This window comes from Bacillus sp. JJ664, assembly GCF_036962205.1.
Lineage (GTDB): Bacteria > Bacillota > Bacilli > Bacillales > Bacillaceae_G > Gottfriedia.
In genome coordinates, this window is record NZ_JBALMS010000045.1 from 1 (window position 1) to 21,904 (window position 21,904).

Below are 21,904 nucleotides of genomic sequence, written 5' to 3' on the forward strand. Positions count from 1 at the left end.
GCTTAACACTCTTTTCAATTGGTTTTTGAGTATTATAACACAGTAAGTAAAGCAATTTAAATTTAGCTCTTTTATCTTTTTTTATATAAAGAATTGTGTTTAATAGAGATTAGTAGAATATATTTTATAAAGCAATTGTCAATTTCTGAATGATTGATATGATTAAGTTAATAATGTAAAAGGTAGGTGTATCATGGTAAAAAGTTTAGAAATACCAAAAGAATTGTTAAACTACAAGGAACTAATCGAGTCGACAGTTAAAAACTCAGTAGTCATTCAGCCTGATATTCGAAAGACGAGTTTAACAGAAAGTAAGTTTTGTGGGGATCCTTTTTTTCCTAAACAAATGGCATATCCAAAGGACGAAAATGGGGAACCGATGAAGTTACTTGCACAAATAAATTTTTCAGAGTTACCTCAATTAAACGAGTTTCCAACTTCGGGTTTGCTACAATTTTACATATCAGCTGATGACGATGTTTATGGTATTGATTTCGATGAACCAGCTAAGCAGAAGAACTTTAAACTGATTTACCATGAGCAATTAAATGAAACAGATTTGATTGAAGATTTCTCATTTGTAACGGATGATAGAGATATAGAGTTTCCTATTGGGAAAGAGGCAGGAATGACATTTGGTCTAGTGCTTCAACCTGTATCAGCTTTTTCAGTTGATTTCGATATAATAGAAGAAAATATTCCACTTGATCAAGAAATAGAGCATGAAAATTGTAATGATTTACATGAATTATATATTGAAAAGTTTGTTGGAGAAGGTCATCGAATTGGTGGCTACCCATACTTTACACAAGCAGATCCTAGAGAAAAAGAAGAGCACCCTATATTACTTTTACAAATTGATTCGGATGATTCAATTGACTGTATGTTTGGTGACGTAGGAGTTGCTAACTTCTTTATTTCTAGAGAAGATTTATTAAACAGAAATTTTGCGAATGTCCTATACAACTGGGATTGTTGCTAGATATGTCAGTATAAAAAGAGCATTACTTCTTTAGCAGGAAGTAGTGCTCTTTTTATTGAAGTTTATAGAGTCGAAAGAAATACACTCTTTTTTAAAGGTTTGGAGGTCTATGATGAAAATTGTAGAGTTTAAGCAATCTTATATAGATGATGCAGCAAGTTTATTGGCGAAAAGGCAACAAAATGAGAGAACTGTAAATAAAGAATTACCAGTAAAGTTTGAAGAAATAGCTTATGCAAAGAAAGCGATAGAGTCATTGGTTACGAAAAATTGGACTGGCGTTGCAGCAATAAAAGACGATCAGTTAGTTGGTTATATGATTGGTACGATTCAAACCGATAAGAACCGTGAACGCCATACATGGATTCAGTATGCAGGAGTAGCAATTGCTCAAGGGGAAAATGAAGAATTATACCGTGAGTTGTACGCTGTACTCGCAAACGAAATGGTTAATAATGGTTCTTTCCATCATTACGTGATGGTACCAAGCGGTGATGCGAATATGTTGAATGCTTGGTTTCGTTCAGGATTTGCATAGGAACAAGTCCACGGAATTCGTGACATTTCAGAGGGGATAGAGCCATATCACATTCATCCTGATCTTCAAATTCGTTTAGCAACCAAAGATGATGAAAAAGATATTCGAGCATTGGCTACGGTTATCATGGAACATCAAGCTGAGTCTCCAGTTTTCGCACCTGGTTTTATAGAAGAAAGAGAAGATTATCAAGATGGGTACGCTGAATTAATATATGATGAAACAGTTACATTTTGGTTAGCTATTCACCAAAATGAAGTAGTTGGTTATCAAGTATATATGTTAGCAGAGGCATCAGATGAAAATATGCTTATACCAGATTCATGTATAAGTTTGGTGGTTGGTGCAACAGTTGAGTCTGCTAGAGGCATGGGGGTTGGCACAGCTTTATTACAAAATGGTCTTACTCATGCAAAGGAATCAGGTTATAAAAGTTGTGAGACTGACTGGAGAATGACAAATCTAGAATCTTCAAGATTTTGGTCGAAAAATGGATTTAAACCTTTAGTCCATCGATTAGTTCGTCATATTGATTCAAGGGTTTTATGGGCAAAGGGAAAATAGGTTCAGCTTTTTACTTTGGAAAGGCAATTTATAAGGTATTATAATAATAGAAAGAAAATTTACATAATAATATAGATGGTTTTTGAGGGGGATATAATCGTGGAATTAGTAGGGAATAATGTTTATTTAAGAATGCTAGAAGTTGAAGATGCAGAAGAGCTTTTACATTTTGAGGTGAAAAATAGAGAGTTCTTCAAACCCTTTACGTATATAAAAGATGAGAGTTTTTATACAGTAGAGTTTCAACAAGAACGCATTAAATCGAATAAAGAAAAAAGTGATAAAGATCTGTACTATTTTTTCGGTATCTACTTAAAAGAAACTGAAGAATTGATTGGAAATACGATGTTAGCTGAAATTTTAAGAGGGGATTTACAGAGTTGTTTTGTTGGCTATTCTTTAGATGAACATCAAAATGGTAAAGGTTATACGACTGAAGCAGTTAAGCTTGTAGTAGATTATGCATTTACTGAATTAAAGCTTCACCGTATCGAGGCTGGTGTTATGCCTCATAATATAGGCTCTATTAGAGTATTAGAAAAATCTGGTTTCCATAAAGAAGGGATTGCCAAGAAAAACGTGAGAATTAATGGGAAATGGGAAGATCACCAAATGCTTGCTATTATCAATGAAAATGAATAATAAAAGCTTATAAAAATATCTGGAGGAATTAAGATGGATATCGTTAGTTACCCTAATCTTTCGAATAGACCGTATAGCTTGCAGGTTGAACGTGAAATGGAAGTGTCAATAGACGTACTATATCACGCCTGGACGGAAGGGTTTGGTAGTTGGTTTGCAGCACCGGATTCTGTCATTATGGAAGCAAAAGTGAACTCTGTCTTCTTCTTTGAAACTGAATTTAATGAGATGCGTCATCCACATTATGGTCGTTTCTTAAAACTTGAGCAAAATCGACTGGTTGAAATTACGTGGATAACTGCTGGAACGAAAGCTGAAACAGTTGTTACGGTAGAATTCGTTTCAAAAGATCGTGGTGTAATGATTAAATTAACACATGCTGGTTTCAGTGATGAATTATCAAGAAATCAGCATGAAGAAGCGTGGCCATATGTACTAGAACAACTTGATAAACGTATGAAGGAAACAATAAAGTAATGAGAAAAAAATCTTTTCTTTTAGAACTACAAGTATTAAAAGAGATTGCTGAGATATTAAATGAGGGTACTGACTTACACAGTACCCTTGATTGTGCATTAGCAAAATTAATTCAAATTACAGGCTTAGAAACTGGATGGATTTTTTTAATCGATAAAAATGGTAACTATGAATTAGTCGCCTCTCATGAGTTACCACCAGCGTTAACAAATGAAGAAGTAAAGCCGATGTGTTGTGGCGATTGCTGGTGCGTGAGCAAATACGTACAAGGAAGACTTAATAAAGCATCAAATATAATGGAATGTAAAAGATTAGAAGAATCTGTGATTCATAATTGGGGTGACACAAATGGTGTGACTCACCATGCGACTGTACCACTTCAAGCGGGAGAGGAATCATTTGGATTATTAAATGTAGCAGCATCAAACAAATTACAATTTGATCAAGAAGAGTTAGACCTCTTAGGAGCAGTAGCATTACAAATTGGTACAGCAATTAAAAGAATTCAATTAACTGAAAAAGTGAAGGGAATTCAAGTAATTGAAGAAAGAAATCGTTTAGCTAAAGACTTACATGATTCAGTTAGTCAATTGCTTTTTTCAATCAATGTAACAGCTAAAGCTGGGGGCAATGTATCAGATAACAAAAATATAAAAGAAACATTCCATCATATCCAACAAATTGCACAAGAAGCGCAGGCAGAAATGAAAGCATTAATTTGGCAGCTTCGACCGCAAGGAATAGAAAATGGAATTGTTAGTGCTTTAATTAACTATGGTGAAATGCTAGGTTTAAAAGCACATAGCAAAGTCAAAGGTATCAATGTTCTTCCTTCCAAAATAGAAGAGACATTATGGCGAGTAGGCCAAGAGGCTTTTAATAATTGTAGAAAACATTCTGGTCAAACGGATATTTATTTGCAATTATCAAGTAATGGTAAAAATATTAACATGGTGATTGAGGATAAAGGTGCTGGTTTTGTGTGCCCAGAAAATGTAAGTATTCCTACATTAGGGTTAAAAAGTATGCGAGAAAGAGTAGAAGCATTACAAGGATCTTTTATCGTGGAAAGTGAACTAAATAAAGGAACAAAAATAATAACAAATATTCCTTTTTAAAGAGGGAGAAATAGTAATGACAATAAAATTAGTAATTGCTGACGATCATCACATTGTCAGAAGAGGACTAATCTTTTTTTTAAATACTCAACAAGATATCGAGGTCATTGGTGAAGCATCAAACGGGGAAGAGGCTTTACAGTTAATAAAAGAATTGCATCCCGATATCGTCATTATGGATTTATCAATGCCAAAGTTAAATGGAATTGAAGCAACAGAACAAATTAAAAATGAAGGTCTACCTGTTAAAGTAATGATATTAACAAGTTTTTATGACCAAGATCATATTTTACCAGCAATCGAAGCAGGAGCGGTTGGCTATTATGTAAAAGATAGTGACCCAGATGAGCTTGTAACAGCTATACGAAAAATCTATGATGGAGAAAAACAATTTCATTCAAAAGTTACTACACAGTTAGTCTCTGCATTAACGAGTAAAAGTGAATCGAAATCTGAACAGACGATTCACGACAAACTAACGAAACGTGAAATGGATGTTTTAAAGGAAATTACAAGAGGTAAGAGTAACAAAGAAATTGCTTCTTCATTATTTATTACTGAGAAAACAGCGAAAACACATGTATCAAATATATTAGCAAAGTTACAACTTCAAGATCGTACACAGCTTGCACTTTATGCGATTCGAAATGGGATATCAGATTAATCAGGTGATAAAAGGTTTATTCAGGTAGCGGTCGATATTTTCCGTAAGGTTATTGATTACGTTAACAATATACTGGTAGAAAGGAAGATTGGATGCGAATTCTTGTTTTAGGCGCTGGTGGAGTAGGCGGATACTTTGGCGGCCGTTTAGTAGAAAAAGGAGAAGATGTTACTTTTTTAGTTCGAGCGAATCGAAAAAAACAGATAGAAGAAAAAGGACTAGTGATCCGTAGTGTGCACGGTGACATGATCGTACAACCTAAGATAATCACAGCGAGTGAGAATGCCGGAACGTTCGATTTAGTGCTTTTTTCAACTAAATCCTATCATTTACATGATGCCATTAAAGATGTAAAGCCATTTGTAGGTGAACATACAGTCATTTTACCACTACTAAATGGTATCTCACATGTAACAACTTTAAAAGAAGCATTTGGAGAAAGTAACTTAATTGGTGGTTTATGTTTTATTGAAACGACTTTAAATCATGACGGAGAAGTTGTTCAGACAAGTAAGGCAGCAAGACTTGTATATGGTGAATTTATGAATAAAGACACTGAGCGCATCCATAAAATTATGAAAGCATTTAGTGGTACGAAAGCTGATTTTGTATTAAGTGAGCAGATTGAACGAGATATGTGGCATAAATTTATGTTCATTACGGTCATGTCTGGTGTAACTTCCCTTATGCGAGCACCAATTGGACCAATCAGAGAAAGTGAAGGCGGCAGGACGATCATCCGTCAATTATTTGAAGAATGTGCTAACATAATGCACGCCCATGATGCTCCAATCCACGAGAATATTGTTGATGAACATATGAAATCAATTGATGCTCTTGGATATGATATGAAATCTTCAATGCAGAGAGATATGGAAAAAGGTTCTTCTATTGAAAGCGATCATTTGCAAGGATACTTGCTCGAACTTGCGAAAGCGAAACATCTTTCAGCACAATTGCTTGAGGTAATTTATCAAAACCTCAAAGTATATGAAAAAATACATGTGGAAAATCATTTTTGACCTTTAATTTTGGTAGAAGTGGGTTACCTTTGACGGTAATTAGCACCCCAAGCAGGCGAAGCAACGAAGAAAGCGAGCGTTTGGTAACAGTCTGTAACCTACAACTTTAGTTGTAGGTTTTTTATTTTGTTGATACACCAAAACGTGTAGCAAAGTTCTACCAAACGACTGACGATTACACTCTATTTATTGACTATACTAAAAGTACTTATCAAAGAGGAGTGGGATTTATGAATATTGTCATTGTTAATGGTAGTCCAAGAAAAGAAGGGCGTACTGGTAAATTGTCAGCTATTATTTCTAAAAAATATAATATCAGAACGATCGATTTAAGTGAATTAACTTTACCAATTTATAACGGACAAGAAGATCAAAATGAATTAGCTAATATTAAAATGTTAAGGGCTGAATTAGAAAATGCAGATGCAATGATTGTCGCTTCACCAGAATATCATGGCGGAATGAGTGGGGCATTAAAAAATGCATTGGATTTCTTAGGTAGCAAGCATTTTAAAGATAAACCAGTAGCTTTAATGGCTGTATCTGGTGGTGGAAAGGGAGGAATTAATGCGCTAAATAATATGCGAATTGTACTTAGAGCACTATATTCAAATGTATTATCTAAACAATTAGTCATTGATCCAACTGATTTTATCCAAGGTGGCGTTGCTTTGGCAGAAGAACCTTCTTACTTAGTAAATGGTTTAATTCAAGAGTTAAAGCTCTATACTCAATTAACAAAAAAGTTAAACGAAGAGTGGAGTGCTTCAAACTATTAAGAAAGGAGTCTGTATTAAATGAAAAATTGGGTCCAATTCAGAATCGCAAGACCAACAGATCAGTTAGAAAAAATTAAAAAGTTCTATGGTGAAGGGCTAGGATTAAAGCGTGTAGCTGGATTTGAAAATCATGATGGTTATGATGGAGTCATGTATGGCTTACCCGATGTAGAGTATCACCTAGAGTTTACTCAATATATTGGCGGAAGTCCATGTCCTGCACCAACAAAAGATAACCTCCTTGTATTCTATATACCTAATAAAAATGAGATAGATGAGATAAAAAACAGATTACAATTAATGGGATATGAAGAAGTTGAACCAGAAAATCCTTACTGGCTTGGTAAAAGTATTACAGTAGAGGACCCTGATGGTTGGAGAATCGTATTAATGAATACTGAAGGATTGAAGAAATAAAACGTGTTAATGTCATTGTCATAACGAACTAATAAATTTTTGCTATTTAAACTCGAACTACTTCATCAATGAAGTAGTTTTTTTATTAAAACAATATTGAATGACCTTCATAAAATAAGTTAATATATAATAAAACTTATAAAAAGAAGGTATTTGATGATGGATACTTACGATTTGAAAATTATTAATCGATTAATGGATCATTCAAGAATAAAATGGGCTGATTTGGCTGCTGAAATCGGGCTTTCTGCACCAGCTACTGCAGAAAGGGTAAACCGACTGGTAGAGCAAGGCGTAATAAAAAGTTATGGTGTATTAATTGATGCTGAAAAGGTTGGAAGTGAGCTTACTGCTTTTGTTGCAGTATCACTTGATCGCCCCGAAAATAGAGCACCATTTTTAGAACTTATTAATGAATTAGAAGAGGTACAGGAATGTCATCACATCGCAGGTGAGGACGATTATTTATTAAAAATAAGAAGTAAAAATACGAAAGATTTAGATCGAGTCATTAGTCATGAAATAAAAGGCCTTAAAGGAGTCATTAGAACAAAAACAACAATTGTAATGGATACAACGAAAGAAACGTTTAGAGTCCCATTACAAAATCATAAATTTTCAATTGAGTAGGGAGGGTTAGTATGGAATTGGCGTTTTTATTAAAAGGCTTGTTAATTGGTTTATCAATTGCTGCTCCTGTTGGTCCAATTGGTGTGTTATGTATTCGAAGAACATTAGCACATGGTAGAGTCGTAGGATTAGTTTCTGGATTAGGGGCGGCAACGGCGGATGGGATTTATGGTTTAATTGCAGGGTTTGGACTGACGGTTATTACGAATTTTTTAATTGGACAACATTTTTGGATTCAATTAATTGGTGGTATTTTTCTCTGTTATTTAGGTGTAAAAACACTGATGTCAAAAGCAAGCTATACTCAAACTGAAACCCAAAAGAAAAATATGCGGAATGCCTTTTTATCAGTTTTGTTTTTGACACTAACAAATCCAATGACAATCTTATCATTCATTGCAATTTTTGCAGGGTTAGGGATCTCTAATACAAGCAGCAATTTGATATCCTCGGTAGTTTTAGTAATAGGTGTATTCTGTGGATCTACTTTATGGTGGGTCATTTTAAGTAGTGGAGTAGGGTTGTTTAGGAAAAAGATTACAAATAAATCATTAACTGTGATCAACCGTTTATCAGGATTAATCATCCTAATTTTTGGTGGAATTGCTTTATATGAGATAATTAAATAAAGCTTCTTCAAATGGATTAGAGTATAAAAAAAAGAATCAACTTAAAAAGCTAGACTGCGAGGAACGTTTCAATGCTATTATTAAAAAGCTTTATTTTGGGTTTTTCAGTCTCGGCTCCTGTTGGCCCAATTGGTTTATTGTGTATACAAAGAATTCTGTCTAGAGGAAGAACGGCAGGTTTCATGACAGGTTTAGGTGCTGCATCTGCTAATTTAATTTATGCGAGCATCGCCGCGTTTGGGTTTTCAGTTGTATCTTCTTTTTTAGTAGAACAGCAGTTAATATTGAGGGTAGTCGGTGGTGTATTTTTACTTTACTTAGGGATAAAAACATTTATAAAAGAACCTTCTAATCATGCGGCTAATTTAGAAGATGAAAGTGTATTTGCAATGTTTCTTTCAACGTTTGTCTTAATGATTACGAATCCAGTGACCATTTTAAACTTTGTCGCGATGTTTGCTGGATTAGGTTTTGAACAAAGCTCCACCTCTAGTTTAGTCGGAGTAACTTTAATTGGTGGCGTATTTTTAGGAGCTATTTCTTGGTGGATCATTTTAAGCTATGTTGTAAGCTTATTTAGGAATAAAATTCGACCTCATTTAAGTAGGGTCAACAAAATAGCCGGACTACTTATTATAATTTTAGGTATCTTAGCCTTTATAGAAACATAAAAAAGGAGCCTAGCGCTCCTTTTTTGTTAGTTACTTACTTATATATTTCTTTAACGGTTTCCAGTAATTTTCAATCCATCCTATTGATAAATGTTCATCTTGTCCTTCCGGGAAACCTGTATGATCTAGAATTACCATTGTTCCTGATTCATGTTCCTTCAATTCAAAGCGTACAAGAGAATATACGCCCTCATTCCAGTTCCCAGCACGCCACGCTTGTACAATCAATTTATTTTCAACCAGTTCGATATTTCTTCCGTGAATCATTCCTCCAAATAGTGAAAATGAACCACCAGCTTCATTATGAATTTCTGTTGGTGCTCCACCAGTCAATTCACTAAATTTATTAGATTCTGTTAGGATTTGAAAAATTTCATTTGGGCTTACATTAAATATATTTTCTTGATGAATTGTATGTGACATATGTTATTCCTCCATTTTAACTTTCGATTTATTTTTTTGTTATAGACCAAGGATCAATACCAGGATCATTTCCTTCTAGTAACTGCTTAATGCGATCCATATAATGATTCCATCCTTTGTTGTTTGAAGGCATTTTTTCTTTGGGAATATTAGAGTGGATTAGTGTAAGCAAAGTACCGTTTTCTTTAGGCGTTAGACGGAACTCTAACGTAGTAGATCCAGGTGGCATGATGCTTGAATGATTCCATCCCCATGACATAATAATTTTTTCATTGGGTATCATTTCAATGTACTCACCTATCGCAATATCTTCACCATTAATATCAATTCGATATTTACCACCGATTTTTGGCTCTAATAAGATGTGACGTCCCATCCACTTAAGCATTTTTTCAGGATCAATGAAAAAAGAAAATAATGTTTTCGGACTACATTCGATAAAAATTTCTTTTGTGATTTGATTATTTTGCTTATGATTCATTATTTCTCCTTTCTAATTCTTCTGCAGCTTGTTTTAGAAGAGATAAGCTATCATCCCAAAAGTGATCTAAGTATGATGTTAAATCACTAAATCCTTCCTTTCTAATTTGATAAATTCTCTTATTGCCCTCCTTCCGAACGGTGACAAGTCCGGAGTTCTCTAATACTTTAAGATGTTGTGAAATTGCTGGTGGTGAAATATCAAAATTACTAGCAATTTGACTTGAAGTCAGTTCTTCATTCTTTAACAGATTTAATATTGTTCTGCGGTTTTGTTCTGAAATGGCGTGAATTACTTTTTCTATCATGAATCTAATTTAGCACCCACTTAATTAAGTGTCAACTTAAATAGTTTTAAACGTATTTACAAGTATGCTTTATCTTTAAGTTTCTCTATTTTATGCCTATATATAATGCAAAATTAAATAATAAGGAATTGACAATTATATTTGATGTAACTATAATGATTACATCAGGAGGTTGAATCCTATGAAGATCAGTAGTCGTTTTACTGTCGCTGTTCATATTTTGTCTTTAGTTACGATCGAGAATAGTGCACTTTGCACTTCTGAGTGGATTGCAGAAAGTGTCAATACGAATCCAGTCGTAATCAGAAGAGTGATGGGAAAACTTAAAAATGCTGGCTTAATTCAAGTTCGTCGAGGAACAGGTGGGGCTTCACTTTTAAAGCCTTTAAAAGAAATTTCTCTTCTAGATGTTTACCGTGCAGTAGAAGTAGTAGAAGAGGGAGAGCTTTTTCAATTTCATGAAAATCCGAATCCAAATTGTCCTGTTGGGGCTAATATTCAAGCAGTACTCGAATTGATTTTAAACCGAGCTCAAGAAGCGATGGAACGCATTCTGGATGAGGTAACGATGGAAGAATTAATTACAGTATTAACTAAAAAAATTGGATAATAAGATTCAATTTTTTTTGATAATGTTGTAACTTAGTTTGTTACATCACTAGCTAGTTTTATTTTTTTATTATAGTTGTAACTAAAATGGTTACAACTTAAAAATATTTTTAAACAACATACTTTCAGGAGGAATATAAGATGAAAATTGGAATTATTGGAGCTACAGGTAAAGCAGGGAATCTAATAGTAAAGGAAGCAATTGAAAGAGGTCATGCAGTAACAGCGATTGTAAGAAATGTTTCTAAATTAGCAGATCATATTGATTCAGTTTTAGAAAAAGAAATTTTTGACCTACAAGCAAACGATTTAATGCAATTTGATGTTATCGTAAATGCCTATGGTGCACCAGTTGGCCAAGAGCATCTTCATGTAGAAGCAGGCAATGTGTTAATTGAAGGTATCAAAGGTACAAATGAAACAAGATTAATTGTTGTAGGTGGAGCAGGAAGTTTATATGTAGATGAACAAAAAACAATTCGTTTAATTGATACGCCTGAATTCCCAAAAGAGTATTTTGCAACTGCATCCAACCAAGCAAAAAATCTTGAGGACTTACAGAAATCGAGTATTAATTGGACATTTATTAGCCCAGCAGCACATTTCGATCCAACTGGGAAAAGAACAGGTACTTATCAATTAGGGAAAGACAATTTTATTGTAAATGCAAAAGGTAATAGTTACGTTAGCTATGCTGATTATGCAATTGCTGTACTTGACGAAATCGAAAAACCTAAACATGTTAACCAACGCTTTACACTTGTTTCTGAAGCTGAATAAACAAAAAAGAGATTCTTCAAAAGAAGAATCTCTTTTTAAATTTCAATTAGATACTTTTCTTTTTGTAAACATAAAAATACATACTTAATGGCCACCAAATCACTGCGAAGATCGGGTAAACAGCCCATACTGTATCTGGAGATGAGACGATATTAACTGTAATAAAGAAAACACTGATTAATAAACTTGCAGTGAATGAAAAGAACACAAAGCTTCTACGTTTTGTATGATAAATTGCTAATGGCCACCAAATGACGGCAAACGCAGGATAGATTGCCCAAGGATAATCTGGGGAACCGAAAAGATTAAAACTAGAATAGTAGATAATTGTTGCTAAGCTACCGAGGATTGCAACGCGTAATGAACCTGATTTTGCTCCTAAGTGCATTAATATTGGCCACCAAATAATTGGATAAGCTGCATAGAAAAACCATAAATAATCTGGTGAATGAATTAAGTTTTCAGTAATAAGGAATGCAATAAGTACTAAGCTACAAAATAATGAAAGCTGTTTTGCAGATTTTTTAAATACAAAATATAAACTAATAGGCCATAATAACAGGAAAAAACAAGGATATATAAACCAAAGTGTATTAGGTGAGGTAATATAATTTACGATCATAAAAAATACCATACTCATAATACAACCAGCAGTGGCGAATCCAACATAATTTTTCATCATTTACACCTCACTTATTTCGTTGCCAATAAAAGTACATTGAAAGCGGCCACCAAAGTAGACCAAATGTGGGATAAACAAACCAAATCGTATTTGGTGTATAGTAAAAATTAATAAATAGGAAAAGTGCAATTAGAAGTCCACTACCGCAAAGTGAATAAGCTAAGTTTAGTTTTGCTAATTTACTCTTTTTTTGATCGGGATTCTTAACGCCTAGCTCTTTTTTTAGTTCATCTATATCTCCGAATTCAACAATTGCTTTATTGATTGCATCTTCTTCTTCCTTACCATTTTCCATTAAATAGATTACTTTTTCTTCTAAGTTTTGAATAATTTCTTGTTTTACTAGTTCCGATTCTTGTGTTCTAGGAATTTCTTTAAATAATTCTTCAATATGATTTTTGATTTTTTTCATCACAAGTCCTCCATAAATAAATCAATAATTTCTTTTACTTCATGCCATTCTTTTGCTAATTCATTTAAATATGCTTTACCTAATGATGTAATTTTGTAATACTTTCGTTTTCCACCGTGAGTAATGTCACCGAAATAAGCCTCGACTAGTTCTTTTTTCTCCAAGCGTTGAAAAACGGCGTAAAGAGTAGCTTCTTTAATTTGGAATCGATTATTTGTACGTAAGCCGATTTCTTGAGAAATTTCATAACCATATCGATCCTTCTCAAAAATAAGCCTCAATATTATTGAGTCCAAATGACCACGTATGATATCACTTCTAACCATAATTCACCTTCTAAAACATATTATTCTATCTGATAGAGTAATACTAACAATAATTACTCTATCTGTCAAAGTAATTTCAGTGAAAAATTTCGTCATTCTTTTTATTTCTGTTTTGTCACAAATTCCTCGTGCTATTCGTCTTAAGTAATGAGATAAGAGGAAAGGGTGAAGAAATATGTATTCGACAGAAGATATTACAGGCGTAAAATGGGATGTTGTCATATTAGGTGGAGGAATAGCTGGATTAACAGCATCTATTTTGTTAGCGCAAGAGGGGAAAAAAGTATTGGTACTAGAAAAAGGAGGGAATTTAGGTGGAAGGGGCATCTCGAGTAATTTAGGAAAAGCTCATGTGAATTTAGGCCCACATGCACTTTTTTCAGATACACTTGAGGTATTTAAGGAGGTTGGAGTCAATATTACAGGTAAATCGCCAAAATTAAGCGGTGCATTTGTGTTTGGAAAAGATCATGAAAAAATGAACGTAGTAGATATAGTGAATTTATTTCTTGGTAGCCATTTGAAGTGGAAAGAGAAAATGGAATTTATTCGTTTTTATCGTCATATACGTAAAATGGAGTTAGAGCCTTTAAATGGAATAAGTTTAAAGCAGTATCTATCTACTGCGCTATCAAGTAACAAGGTGAAAGACTTAATTTATACATTTGTTCGGTTATCCACATATGCAAATAACCCTGAACTAATCAGTGCTCGTGTAGCAATTGGTCAATTACGAGGAACAAGTGTATTGTATTTGAATGAAGGCTGGCAAACAATTGTTAATAAACTGATCAGTAGGGCGAAAGAAGTAGGGGTCACAATCCAAAAGAATGCAGTCGCTAGTAAAATTTCAGGTGATTATCCTGAATTAACAATTTTGTTAAAAGATGGGCAAATGATGAAATCACGTAGTATAGTTTCAACAATTAATCCACATGACCTAATGAAACTTGTAGGTGAGAAGGCCTCGGAATCTTTTCATAAAAAAGTAGATCAAATTATACCGGTTCGTGCAGCATGTTTAGATCTTGTCATGTCTGGTCTGCCCAATCCTAAAACGAATTTTGCATTAGGTGTGGAAAATCCATGGTATTTTTCAAATCATTCAACAGTGGCAAAGCTTTCAGATGAGCCTAGTCAAATTGTAGTACATGTGATGAAATATTTAGATTCCATGATTGAAACTGAATCACAAAATGATGAATATGAACTAGAATGTTTCCTAGATGTAATCCAACCTGGGTGGAGAGATTTTATTGTGTCACGTCGTTTTCTTCCTAAAATAGTTGTTTCCAATGCAATAAAAAAACCAAATGAAAATATAGTAGACGTAGATGAAATAGGGATAGAGGGCTTGTATATTGCAGGAGATTGGGTAGGAGATAAAGAAATTCTTTTGAGTGCGTCACTAAGTAGTGTTAAAAATGCTACGAAACTACTAGAAAAGAAACTAGCATTTCAACATTTATAGAACAGAAGGGAAGAGACTTCGTGGATATAGATATACTATATTCTGAATATAAACCACTTTTATTTTCAATTGGTTATCATATGTTGGGATCAGTCGAGGATTCTGAGGATTTAGTACAGGATACTTTTGTTGCCTTTCACCAACTAACTAATACTTCATCCGAAGAACCGAATAATATAAAAGCTTTTTTATGCAAAGTTATGACAAATAGATGCTTAGACTTATTAAAATCTTCAAGAAAGAAAAGGGAAGTCTATGTTGGACCATGGTTACCTGAACCAATTCTTCAGTTAAAATTTGAAGGCACACATGAAGATCCAGCGGAAAAAATCATTTTAGATGAAACGATTTCCTATGCACTATTAGTTCTACTTGAACAGCTAAGTCCTGTTGAAAGAGCAGTGTTTCTTCTTCGAGAAGTTTTTGAATTTGAATATAAAAATATTGCTGAAATTTTAAGCAAGACTGAAATGAATTGCCGCAAAATCTTTAGTAGAGTCAAAGATAAAATTCAAGCTGATCATCAAAATACGAAACCAAATATTGAAGAGGATTTCTTATTAGCAAAACGTTTTATCGAAGCTGTTGGGACTGGAAATCTAGAAGTTTTGATTTCACTGTTAACAGACGACATTGTTCTTATTTCTGATGGTGGTGGTAAAGTTAAGGCAGCCATGCGTCCTCTATCCAACAAGAATCATGTTATTGCATTCTTAACAGGTTTAGCGAAGAAGGAAGCCGACTCTGCGGAAGTCAAACTAGTCATGGTAAATGGTCAAATTGGCATACTAGTAGATGGCAAAGAACCTACAATCATTTGCTTTGAAAAAGCAGGAGATTGCTATAAGAGAATTTACCTAGTTAGAAACCCAGAAAAAATGAGAATAAAGTAAGTAATTTAATAATCAAGTTCCTTATATAATGATTATTTTCATATTTTATTAAGGAAATCGTTCGTTGTTCTAATAAAAAGCCGCTATAGCGGCTTTTTGTGTTGGAAAAGAGTACGAGCAAAACAATCATGAATGTATTGGACACAATTTGAATATAGTTAATTAATTCTCAAAATTTACAAGAATTGGGTTTCTAATTTTAATAGTTTTTTTATTAGGAGGTCAAGGATGATTGTATTTAATCAAGTGAATAAGTTTTACGGGGATTTTCAAGTCCTAAAAGATATCAACCTAACAATTAATAAAGGTGAGGTGGTTGTCATAATTGGTCCGTCCGGATCAGGGAAGAGTACTTTGTTGCGCTGCATTAATCATTTGGAATCAATTTCAGAAGGAACTCTCACCGTAAATGGAATTTCAGTAGGAGATAAAAATACAGATATTAATAAGCTTAGGCGTAATATCGGTATGGTTTTTCAGCACTTTTATTTATATCCCCATAAAACTGTACTTGAAAATATTACGCTAGCTCCTATGAAAGTTTTAGACCAATCCGAAAAAGAAGCTAAGGAAACAGCAAGTCATTATCTCAATAAGGTAGGTATATTGGAAAAAGCAGAATCGTATCCTTCCCAACTTTCCGGAGGTCAGCAACAGCGTGTCGCAATTGCCCGCGGACTTGCCATGAAACCAGATATCATGCTGTTTGATGAACCAACTTCCGCACTTGATCCCGAAATGATTGGGGAGGTCCTTGATGTGATGAAAGCCCTCGCTAGAGAAGGCATGACAATGGTTGTAGTAACTCATGAAATGGGCTTTGCAAGAGAGGTTGCCGACCGTATTGTGTTTATTGATGAAGGACGAATATTGGAAGAAGCAGTTCCGGCTGAATTTTATGAGAATCCACGTGAAGAACGAGCTCGATTATTTCTCAGCCGTATATTAAATCATTAATTGGAGGGAAAAGGATATGTTTAAAATAAAAAATTTCATGAAATTGGCACTTGTATCAATTATGGCGACCAGTTTCCTTGCTGGTTGCGGTGGGGACAAGGACTCTAAAGGAAACAGCAAGGATGTATTTGCTCAAATTAAAGAAGATAAAAAAATTGTGTTTGGCGTAAAGCATGACACGCGTTTGTTCGGATTGAAAAATCCTTCAACGGGTGATGTAGAAGGATTTGACATCGATCTTTCAAAAGCATTAACAGAAGAAATGTTTGGCGATGATGTTAAGCCGGAGTACATAGAGGTTACTTCTAAAACACGAGTAGGCCTTCTAAATAATGGCAAGGTTGATGCAGTAGTCGCAACAATGACGATCAATGAAGAACGTAAAAAAGAAGTAGATTTTACTGATGTCTATTTTGATGCTGGTCAATCATTGCTTGTGAAAAAAGGTAGCAAAGTAAAAAGCATTGAAGATTTAAAAAAAGGAACGAAGGTGCTGGCTGTTAAAGGCTCGACATCTTCAATTAATATTCGTGAGAAGGCTCCTGAAACAACAGTCCTTGAATTTGAAAATTATGCTGAAGCCTTTACAGCTTTAAAGTCTGGAAAGGGTGATGCGCTCACGACTGATGACGCAATTTTATATGGTATGGCAGAAGAAGATCCTTCCTTTGAATTGGTAGGAGGAACGTTCACTGAAGAGCCTTATGGAATTGCTGTAAAGAAAGGCAATAAAGAGCTTGTCGATGAGTTAAATAAAGCATTAAAAAGTCTGAAGGATTCAGGTAAGTACGCTGAAATAAAGGATAAGTGGATTAAAAACTAATTATTACTATCGGGATTCTCATAGGATGTGTAGTAGTCCGAATGCAAGTTTTTCGGACCTACTCATCCTGATTAATTAGGAGGAGATCGTTTGCTAGATTTCTCGATACTAACGAAATATATGGATTTATTTTTGGAAGGTTTAAAAATAACGATTATTACTAGTTTAATAGCTTTAATAGCAAGCTTTATTTTAGGAACAGTAATTGCTGTTATGAGAATTGCTCCATTTAGGCTACTTAACTGGGTTGGCACGGCATATGTTGAATTTATTCGTAATATACCAGTATTGGTTATTGTGTTTTTCACTTTCTTAGTTGGGAACTTTGGAGGAATGATTGCAGGAACAATAGGATTGACCATCTACACAGCCGCATTTATTGCTGAGGCTATTCGTGCCGGGATTTTGTCTGTTCCAAAAGGGCAAATGGAAGCTGCCCGATCGACAGGGTTAACATATGGTCAGGCAATGAGAATGGTTATTCTCCCGCAGGCGATTAAAATCGTTATTCCACCACTAGGCAACCAATTTATCAATTTAGTTAAAAATTCTTCATTACTAGCAGTAGTAGCAGGCGGGGATTTAATGTATCAAGGGGATCTCATATCTGCAATGACTTATGCGACCTTTGATACTTATATTTTTGTAGGATTATTTTATTTAATTATAACGATTCCTTTAAGTTTAGGGGTTGTTTTTTTAGAAAAACGCATGGCTAGAAGTAATTAGGGAGGGTGTATAGATGGATTTTCTAGCGCCATTCTTAGAAGTATATTCACCTGACAATGTAAGATTTCTGTTAGAAGGATTTTGGGTTACTCTAAAGGTCGCTGCGATTTCAATTGTACTTAGTTTCATAATCGGCGGTATTGTAGGTACACTTCGATATGCAAAAATTCCGGTTGTTTCTCATTTGCTAGCTGTGATCGTTGAGACGATTCGTAACCTACCTTTATTACTAATTATTTTCTTTACTTATTTTGCACTTCCTGAAATCGGAATTGAGATGGAAATTACAGCAGCCGCAATCGCAGCATTGACTGTTTTTGAATCAGCTATGATTTCGGAAATTATTCGTAGTGGCTTAAACTCTATTGAAAAAGGGCAGATTGAAGCAGGACGTGCTTCGGGACTAAACTACATTCAGACTTTACGCTATATCATCGTGCCCCAAGCGCTGAGAAGAATGGTGCCGCCTATTGTAAGTCAATTTATCTCTTTGCTGAAAGATACGTCTCTAGCTGTTGTGATTGCGCTGCCTGATGTATTGCATAATGGACAAATTATCTATGCACAAAAAGGATCATATGTAGTACCTGTACTGGTCATGGTATCGTTCATGTATTTCATCGTTAACTTTGCTTTGTCAATGATCGCGAGAAGATTAGAATTAAAACAGATATAATAACTCCAACATAAAGAACCCTATAGAGTAGACACAAAAAGGTCTACTTTATAGGGTATATTTATGCTGATAATGGTCATTCAAATTGCTTGGAATATAGTTGTTTATATACTCCGCCATTTGTCAACAATTCATCGTGTGTACCTTGTTCAGTAATACCTTCATCTGTCAAAACGAGAATCCGACCGGCATTGCGAATAGTGGAAAGCCGATGGGCAATTACAATTGTTGTACGTCCTTTCGCCAACGATTCTAGTGACTCCTTAATGAAGGTTTCACTCTCGTTATCAAGTGCACTTGTTGCCTCATCTAAAATGAGAATTGGTGGATTTTTTAAGAATACGCGAGCGATGCTTAGTCGCTGTTTTTGACCTCCAGAAAGTTTAACGCCTCGTTGTCCAATCTCAGTGTAATAACCATTTGGTAAACTCATGATAAATTCATGTGCATAAGCATGTTTTGCAGCAATGATGATTTCTTCTTCATTAGCATTTGGATTTCCATATCGGATATTTTCAATTATTGTGCCTGCAAATAAATAAACATCTTGCTGAACAATACCGATTGCATTTCTTAATGACTGTAGGTCGATATCACGAATATTGATGCCGTCTAAAAGTAATTCACCATCAGTTACATCGTAAAAACGAGGTATGAGAGAGCATAATGTTGTTTTTCCTGCTCCAGACGCCCCAATTAGCGCAATATATTTACCAGGCTGAACATGGAGTGAAATATTGACTAAGACATGATTCAGATGGTTACCATACTGAAAAGAAACATTCTTGAACTCAATTTCCCCTTGGACATCCCCCAATATAAGCGCTTTTGAACTGTTTTCAATCACAGGCTTTAGATTCATGATTTCCATAAATCGTTGGAATCCAGTAATACCTTCTTGAAACTGAGTGCTCATATGTGTAAGTCGCTGTATTGGTTCAATCATAAAATTGATGTACATTAAAAAAGTAATCAAATCTGCTAAATCAATTTCGTTATTGACGATTTTGGTACTACCGAAAATAATCACCGTAATGGTAATTAGTTGGAGCAGTATTTCAACACCATTGTAAAAATAGGCTTCTGCCTTGTAAGTTTCTTTTCGACTATCGAGGAAACGATTATTCTCTTTATTAAACTTTTCAATCTCTACATTTTCATTTGCAAATGATTTCACAACGCGGATTCCAGATAGACTGTCTTCTACCTGTGAGTTTATATCACCAATTCGTTCTTTGTTTCTTCTTAATGCCCGATTCAAAACCTTATTAAAATACAATGTAAAAGCACCCAAGAATGGTAAAAAGCAGAATACTGCGATAGTTAACGGTGCGTTAATAAAAAACAAAATGCTAAATGCCCCAATAAAGCGGACGAGATATTTGATGTAGTCTTCTGGACCATGGTGGTACAACTCGGAGAGAAGTAACAAATCATTCGTTATTCGAGACATGAGCTGACCGGTCTTTTCCTGATCGTAAAAGCTAAAGGAAAGCTTTTGCATATGTGAAAATAGCTCACTACGCATATCACGTTCCATACGTGCCCCGACTTCATGACCTTTATAATCCACGAAGAAATTGCCTAGATTCTGAATTGTGACTAGAACTAACATCAACCCTCCAATCCAGTAAACATCATTTAGTGAACTGGAGATGTCGCCTTCCAAAACATCTTTTGTAATATATCGAACGAGCAGAGGAAATATCAAAGTTATTGTGGATACGAAAAAGGCACAGACTAATATGGAAAGATACAACTTTAAATACGGTTTGTAATATGAGAAAAACTTTTTAACTGGAAAATGCATAAATTACCCCTTTATTGTGTTATTTACATTAACACATATATGGGGGTACACCGTTTACATCTTAAGAAAGTGTTCCACCCTTATATGTTCGTACGGTTTGACTCACGATGTTTCTCATGTTTATTCCTCCTTTTTCATGATTACTATCATTTTATACACATTACCAAAAAGAGAGAACTGTAAATCAGTTGGTGAAAGAACTGTATTTTACGACTTATGGGTAAATGTTGCCAAGCGAATAGACCTACTAACAGAATGGGGTATTGTAATTGACCAGGCTAAAGGAGATATTTATTCGATGCAAGAATTTCCTTTTGAAAAAATTGAATAGAATAAAAACAAACCTTGTATCTTATCCGAGATCAGGATTTGTTTTTTACATTCTAAAGTAGGTTTTCAATGTAATGAAAGTATATAGTTATCATAAATAAGTGGAGGTAAATTTCATTGAACCTCGAACTTAATACTATATGACATGATTAAATGAGAATGATGAATTTGAAAATCATATAGGTTTTAAGGAGAATGAAATGTTTGAAAAAATGAAGAAATGGGCTAAGAAAATTAAGCGACAAATATTTGTACTTTACTTTGCATGTAAAGATGAAAGAGTACCAATGTATGCGAAAGTATTTACAGCGTGTGTGGTTGCGTATGCATTCAGTCCGATCGACTTAATCCCGGACTTTATCCCTATACTTGGCTACTTAGACGATGTCATTCTGATTCCAATAGGGATCACACTGGCAGTAAAGATGATACCAAAGAATGTACTACTGGAATGTGAAGAGAAAGCAGCGGAGATGATGAAGAAAGGTAAGCCAAAGAATTGGTTTGTCGGTGCGGTCATCGTATTTATATGGATTTTGATTGTCATTTGGGCTAGTTATAAAATTTATCGTCTATTTATCTAATAACTTTTTTATGACTAAGTTAGGGGGAAGTTTATGAAGCTTATTTTAAATCAAGTTGGGACTATTTTTATTCCAGTCAAAAACATCGAGGAAGCAAGTAATTGGTACTGTGAAATACTTGGAATACCTAGAGATGGAGAAATACTGTATGGTCATTTATATATCGTTCCAATGATTGGTACAGGAATTGTATTAGACAGCAAGATTTATTCAGAAGAAAACCTCATAAAAACTCCACTTTTTCATTTAAATACGAACAACATTGAAGATGCCTATGAGTATATGAAAAGTATGAATGTCCACTTAACAACAGGAATAGAACATAACCATTATTTTAATTTTAAAGATCCTGATGGAAATCATTTAATGGTTTGTAAATGCTAAAGCTTTTAATAAAGCGGGCGTAGATTTTTTACATTGTCAAAAAAAACAAATAACGCTTGGACGTAGTCATATATCCAAGCGTTTCGTCATTATT

30 protein-coding genes are annotated in these 21,904 nt (G+C 34.4%); 23 read left to right on the top strand and 7 right to left on the bottom strand.

All coding sequences use genetic code 11. The annotated features are described in order from the left end of the window. Positions 1–193 precede the first annotated feature (193 nt). From V7056_RS07590 to V7056_RS07650, 13 genes are all read left to right on the top strand, one after another. Positions 194–982: a YwqG family protein gene (locus V7056_RS07590; RefSeq protein WP_499700730.1), complete on the top strand. Its 789-nt coding sequence runs from the start codon at positions 194–196 to the stop codon at positions 980–982. A gap of 112 nt (positions 983–1,094) precedes the next feature. Beyond that, on the top strand, positions 1,095–1,520 hold the full coding sequence (locus V7056_RS07595; protein WP_499700732.1) for a hypothetical protein: 426 nt from the start codon (positions 1,095–1,097) through the stop codon (positions 1,518–1,520). 111 nt (positions 1,521–1,631) lie between these two features. Beyond that, positions 1,632–2,084: a GNAT family N-acetyltransferase gene (locus tag V7056_RS07600; RefSeq protein WP_499700734.1), complete on the top strand. Its 453-nt coding sequence runs from the start codon at positions 1,632–1,634 to the stop codon at positions 2,082–2,084. A 99-nt stretch (positions 2,085–2,183) separates the two neighbouring features. Beyond that, positions 2,184–2,726, top strand: coding sequence for a GNAT family N-acetyltransferase (locus tag V7056_RS07605; protein WP_499700736.1), 543 nt, complete (start codon positions 2,184–2,186; stop codon positions 2,724–2,726). A 33-nt stretch (positions 2,727–2,759) separates the two neighbouring features. Then, positions 2,760–3,203 carry an SRPBCC family protein gene (locus tag V7056_RS07610; RefSeq protein ID WP_499700737.1) on the top strand — a complete coding sequence of 148 codons (444 nt, stop codon included), beginning with the start codon at positions 2,760–2,762 and terminating at the stop codon, positions 3,201–3,203. Beyond that, the gene (locus V7056_RS07615; protein WP_499700739.1) at positions 3,203–4,321 is read left to right on the top strand and encodes a GAF domain-containing sensor histidine kinase; all 1,119 of its coding nucleotides are present in this window, start codon (positions 3,203–3,205) and stop codon (positions 4,319–4,321) included. The genes V7056_RS07610 and V7056_RS07615 overlap by 1 nt, the downstream gene beginning before the upstream one ends. A 16-nt stretch (positions 4,322–4,337) precedes the next feature. Beyond that, entirely contained in the window at positions 4,338–4,985 is a 648-nt protein-coding gene (locus V7056_RS07620; RefSeq protein ID WP_499700741.1) for a response regulator transcription factor, read from the top strand. Between the two features lie 92 nt (positions 4,986–5,077). Beyond that, positions 5,078–6,007 (top strand): 2-dehydropantoate 2-reductase, encoded by a 930-nt coding sequence (gene panE / locus V7056_RS07625; protein WP_499700743.1) that lies wholly within the window; start codon positions 5,078–5,080, stop codon positions 6,005–6,007. A 230-nt stretch (positions 6,008–6,237) separates the two neighbouring features. Next, on the top strand, positions 6,238–6,786 hold the full coding sequence (locus V7056_RS07630) for an NADPH-dependent FMN reductase (RefSeq protein WP_499700745.1): 549 nt from the start codon (positions 6,238–6,240) through the stop codon (positions 6,784–6,786). An 18-nt stretch (positions 6,787–6,804) separates the two neighbouring features. Next, on the top strand, positions 6,805–7,203 hold the full coding sequence (locus V7056_RS07635) for a VOC family protein (protein ID WP_499700747.1): 399 nt from the start codon (positions 6,805–6,807) through the stop codon (positions 7,201–7,203). Positions 7,204–7,362: 159 nt separating this feature from the next. Further along, positions 7,363–7,833 (top strand): Lrp/AsnC family transcriptional regulator, encoded by a 471-nt coding sequence (locus V7056_RS07640; protein ID WP_499700749.1) that lies wholly within the window; start codon positions 7,363–7,365, stop codon positions 7,831–7,833. Between the two features lie 11 nt (positions 7,834–7,844). Then, positions 7,845–8,462, top strand: coding sequence for a LysE family translocator (locus V7056_RS07645; RefSeq protein WP_499700751.1), 618 nt, complete (start codon positions 7,845–7,847; stop codon positions 8,460–8,462). 71 nt (positions 8,463–8,533) lie between these two features. Beyond that, the gene (locus V7056_RS07650; protein ID WP_499700753.1) at positions 8,534–9,133 is read left to right on the top strand and encodes a LysE family translocator; all 600 of its coding nucleotides are present in this window, start codon (positions 8,534–8,536) and stop codon (positions 9,131–9,133) included. A gap of 30 nt (positions 9,134–9,163) precedes the next feature. Here V7056_RS07650 and V7056_RS07655 read toward each other — a convergent pair whose 3' ends face one another. Genes V7056_RS07655 through V7056_RS07665 form a run of 3 tightly spaced genes read right to left on the bottom strand, consistent with a single transcriptional unit; the run spans position 9,164 to position 10,344 of the window. Continuing rightward, positions 9,164–9,556: an SRPBCC domain-containing protein gene (locus V7056_RS07655; protein ID WP_499700755.1), complete on the bottom strand. Its 393-nt coding sequence runs from the start codon at positions 9,554–9,556 to the stop codon at positions 9,164–9,166. A gap of 28 nt (positions 9,557–9,584) precedes the next feature. Then, entirely contained in the window at positions 9,585–10,037 is a 453-nt protein-coding gene (locus V7056_RS07660; RefSeq protein ID WP_499700757.1) for an SRPBCC family protein, read from the bottom strand. Next, entirely contained in the window at positions 10,027–10,344 is a 318-nt protein-coding gene (locus tag V7056_RS07665) for an ArsR/SmtB family transcription factor (protein WP_499700759.1), read from the bottom strand. The genes V7056_RS07660 and V7056_RS07665 overlap by 11 nt, the downstream gene beginning before the upstream one ends. Positions 10,345–10,525: 181 nt before the next feature. Between V7056_RS07665 and V7056_RS07670 the strand changes: the two genes are divergently transcribed. Then, on the top strand, positions 10,526–10,954 hold the full coding sequence (locus tag V7056_RS07670) for an Rrf2 family transcriptional regulator (RefSeq protein WP_499700761.1): 429 nt from the start codon (positions 10,526–10,528) through the stop codon (positions 10,952–10,954). A 140-nt stretch (positions 10,955–11,094) separates the two neighbouring features. Beyond that, a complete protein-coding gene (locus V7056_RS07675) occupies positions 11,095–11,733 on the top strand; it encodes an NAD(P)-dependent oxidoreductase (RefSeq protein ID WP_499700763.1) in 639 nt (212 codons plus the stop codon). Positions 11,734–11,779: 46 nt separating this feature from the next. Here the strand turns inward: V7056_RS07675 and V7056_RS07680 are convergent, their stop codons facing one another. From V7056_RS07680 to V7056_RS07690, 3 genes are read right to left on the bottom strand one after another with little or no spacing between them, the layout of a single operon-like run. Next, positions 11,780–12,412, bottom strand: coding sequence for a hypothetical protein (locus V7056_RS07680; protein WP_499700765.1), 633 nt, complete (start codon positions 12,410–12,412; stop codon positions 11,780–11,782). 10 nt (positions 12,413–12,422) lie between these two features. Then, positions 12,423–12,827, bottom strand: a complete 405-nt coding sequence (locus tag V7056_RS07685) for a permease prefix domain 1-containing protein (RefSeq protein ID WP_088000885.1) — start codon at positions 12,825–12,827, stop codon at positions 12,423–12,425. Then, positions 12,827–13,153: a PadR family transcriptional regulator gene (locus V7056_RS07690; RefSeq protein ID WP_499700767.1), complete on the bottom strand. Its 327-nt coding sequence runs from the start codon at positions 13,151–13,153 to the stop codon at positions 12,827–12,829. Before V7056_RS07690 ends, V7056_RS07685 begins: the two co-directional genes overlap by 1 nt. Positions 13,154–13,328: 175 nt before the next feature. Between V7056_RS07690 and V7056_RS07695 the strand changes: the two genes are divergently transcribed. The 6 genes from V7056_RS07695 to V7056_RS07720 all read left to right on the top strand — a co-directional run bounded on the left by V7056_RS07695 (position 13,329) and on the right by V7056_RS07720 (position 18,702). After that, a complete protein-coding gene (locus tag V7056_RS07695) occupies positions 13,329–14,624 on the top strand; it encodes a phytoene desaturase family protein (protein WP_499700769.1) in 1,296 nt (431 codons plus the stop codon). Positions 14,625–14,644: 20 nt separating this feature from the next. Then, the gene (gene sigJ, locus V7056_RS07700; RefSeq protein WP_499700771.1) at positions 14,645–15,517 is read left to right on the top strand and encodes an RNA polymerase sigma factor SigJ; all 873 of its coding nucleotides are present in this window, start codon (positions 14,645–14,647) and stop codon (positions 15,515–15,517) included. A 228-nt stretch (positions 15,518–15,745) separates the two neighbouring features. Beyond that, positions 15,746–16,474 carry an amino acid ABC transporter ATP-binding protein gene (locus tag V7056_RS07705; protein WP_499700772.1) on the top strand — a complete coding sequence of 243 codons (729 nt, stop codon included), beginning with the start codon at positions 15,746–15,748 and terminating at the stop codon, positions 16,472–16,474. 16 nt (positions 16,475–16,490) lie between these two features. Then, positions 16,491–17,297, top strand: a complete 807-nt coding sequence (locus tag V7056_RS07710; protein WP_499700774.1) for a transporter substrate-binding domain-containing protein — start codon at positions 16,491–16,493, stop codon at positions 17,295–17,297. 90 nt (positions 17,298–17,387) lie between these two features. Beyond that, complete coding sequence (locus V7056_RS07715) at positions 17,388–18,026, top strand: amino acid ABC transporter permease (RefSeq protein WP_499700776.1); 639 nt, start codon at positions 17,388–17,390, stop codon at positions 18,024–18,026. Between the two features lie 13 nt (positions 18,027–18,039). Then, complete coding sequence (locus tag V7056_RS07720; protein ID WP_499700778.1) at positions 18,040–18,702, top strand: amino acid ABC transporter permease; 663 nt, start codon at positions 18,040–18,042, stop codon at positions 18,700–18,702. 76 nt (positions 18,703–18,778) lie between these two features. Here V7056_RS07720 and V7056_RS07725 read toward each other — a convergent pair whose 3' ends face one another. Next, entirely contained in the window at positions 18,779–20,512 is a 1,734-nt protein-coding gene (locus V7056_RS07725; protein WP_499700781.1) for an ABC transporter ATP-binding protein, read from the bottom strand. A 530-nt stretch (positions 20,513–21,042) separates the two neighbouring features. Here V7056_RS07725 and V7056_RS07730 point away from each other — a divergent pair. Continuing rightward, a complete protein-coding gene (locus tag V7056_RS07730) occupies positions 21,043–21,426 on the top strand; it encodes a YkvA family protein (protein ID WP_499700782.1) in 384 nt (127 codons plus the stop codon). A gap of 33 nt (positions 21,427–21,459) precedes the next feature. Next, entirely contained in the window at positions 21,460–21,810 is a 351-nt protein-coding gene (locus tag V7056_RS07735) for a VOC family protein (protein WP_499700784.1), read from the top strand. The last annotated feature ends 94 nt before the right edge of the window (positions 21,811–21,904 follow it).

What these genes read in the sequence shown, in the direction of transcription:
- V7056_RS07620 (WP_499700741.1), top strand. Translation starts at nt 4,338, where the DNA reads ATGACAATAAAATTAGTAATTGCTGACGATCATCACATTGTCAGAAGA.
- V7056_RS07705 (WP_499700772.1), top strand. Translation starts at nt 15,746, where the DNA reads ATGATTGTATTTAATCAAGTGAATAAGTTTTACGGGGATTTTCAAGTC.
- V7056_RS07650 (WP_499700753.1), top strand. Translation starts at nt 8,534, where the DNA reads ATGCTATTATTAAAAAGCTTTATTTTGGGTTTTTCAGTCTCGGCTCCT.
- V7056_RS07730 (WP_499700782.1), top strand. Translation starts at nt 21,043, where the DNA reads ATGTTTGAAAAAATGAAGAAATGGGCTAAGAAAATTAAGCGACAAATA.
- V7056_RS07710 (WP_499700774.1), top strand. Translation starts at nt 16,491, where the DNA reads ATGTTTAAAATAAAAAATTTCATGAAATTGGCACTTGTATCAATTATG.
- V7056_RS07675 (WP_499700763.1), top strand. Translation starts at nt 11,095, where the DNA reads ATGAAAATTGGAATTATTGGAGCTACAGGTAAAGCAGGGAATCTAATA.
- V7056_RS07590 (WP_499700730.1), top strand. Translation starts at nt 194, where the DNA reads ATGGTAAAAAGTTTAGAAATACCAAAAGAATTGTTAAACTACAAGGAA.
- V7056_RS07630 (WP_499700745.1), top strand. Translation starts at nt 6,238, where the DNA reads ATGAATATTGTCATTGTTAATGGTAGTCCAAGAAAAGAAGGGCGTACT.
- panE (WP_499700743.1), top strand. Translation starts at nt 5,078, where the DNA reads ATGCGAATTCTTGTTTTAGGCGCTGGTGGAGTAGGCGGATACTTTGGC.
- V7056_RS07735 (WP_499700784.1), top strand. Translation starts at nt 21,460, where the DNA reads ATGAAGCTTATTTTAAATCAAGTTGGGACTATTTTTATTCCAGTCAAA.
- V7056_RS07725 (WP_499700781.1), bottom strand. Translation starts at nt 20,512, where the DNA reads ATGCATTTTCCAGTTAAAAAGTTTTTCTCATATTACAAACCGTATTTA.
- V7056_RS07635 (WP_499700747.1), top strand. Translation starts at nt 6,805, where the DNA reads ATGAAAAATTGGGTCCAATTCAGAATCGCAAGACCAACAGATCAGTTA.
- V7056_RS07615 (WP_499700739.1), top strand. Translation starts at nt 3,203, where the DNA reads ATGAGAAAAAAATCTTTTCTTTTAGAACTACAAGTATTAAAAGAGATT.
- V7056_RS07695 (WP_499700769.1), top strand. Translation starts at nt 13,329, where the DNA reads ATGTATTCGACAGAAGATATTACAGGCGTAAAATGGGATGTTGTCATA.
- V7056_RS07595 (WP_499700732.1), top strand. Translation starts at nt 1,095, where the DNA reads ATGAAAATTGTAGAGTTTAAGCAATCTTATATAGATGATGCAGCAAGT.
- V7056_RS07610 (WP_499700737.1), top strand. Translation starts at nt 2,760, where the DNA reads ATGGATATCGTTAGTTACCCTAATCTTTCGAATAGACCGTATAGCTTG.
- V7056_RS07680 (WP_499700765.1), bottom strand. Translation starts at nt 12,412, where the DNA reads ATGAAAAATTATGTTGGATTCGCCACTGCTGGTTGTATTATGAGTATG.
- V7056_RS07670 (WP_499700761.1), top strand. Translation starts at nt 10,526, where the DNA reads ATGAAGATCAGTAGTCGTTTTACTGTCGCTGTTCATATTTTGTCTTTA.
- V7056_RS07720 (WP_499700778.1), top strand. Translation starts at nt 18,040, where the DNA reads ATGGATTTTCTAGCGCCATTCTTAGAAGTATATTCACCTGACAATGTA.
- V7056_RS07640 (WP_499700749.1), top strand. Translation starts at nt 7,363, where the DNA reads ATGGATACTTACGATTTGAAAATTATTAATCGATTAATGGATCATTCA.
- V7056_RS07660 (WP_499700757.1), bottom strand. Translation starts at nt 10,037, where the DNA reads ATGAATCATAAGCAAAATAATCAAATCACAAAAGAAATTTTTATCGAA.
- V7056_RS07645 (WP_499700751.1), top strand. Translation starts at nt 7,845, where the DNA reads ATGGAATTGGCGTTTTTATTAAAAGGCTTGTTAATTGGTTTATCAATT.
- V7056_RS07665 (WP_499700759.1), bottom strand. Translation starts at nt 10,344, where the DNA reads ATGATAGAAAAAGTAATTCACGCCATTTCAGAACAAAACCGCAGAACA.
- V7056_RS07655 (WP_499700755.1), bottom strand. Translation starts at nt 9,556, where the DNA reads ATGTCACATACAATTCATCAAGAAAATATATTTAATGTAAGCCCAAAT.
- V7056_RS07690 (WP_499700767.1), bottom strand. Translation starts at nt 13,153, where the DNA reads ATGGTTAGAAGTGATATCATACGTGGTCATTTGGACTCAATAATATTG.
- V7056_RS07685 (WP_088000885.1), bottom strand. Translation starts at nt 12,827, where the DNA reads ATGAAAAAAATCAAAAATCATATTGAAGAATTATTTAAAGAAATTCCT.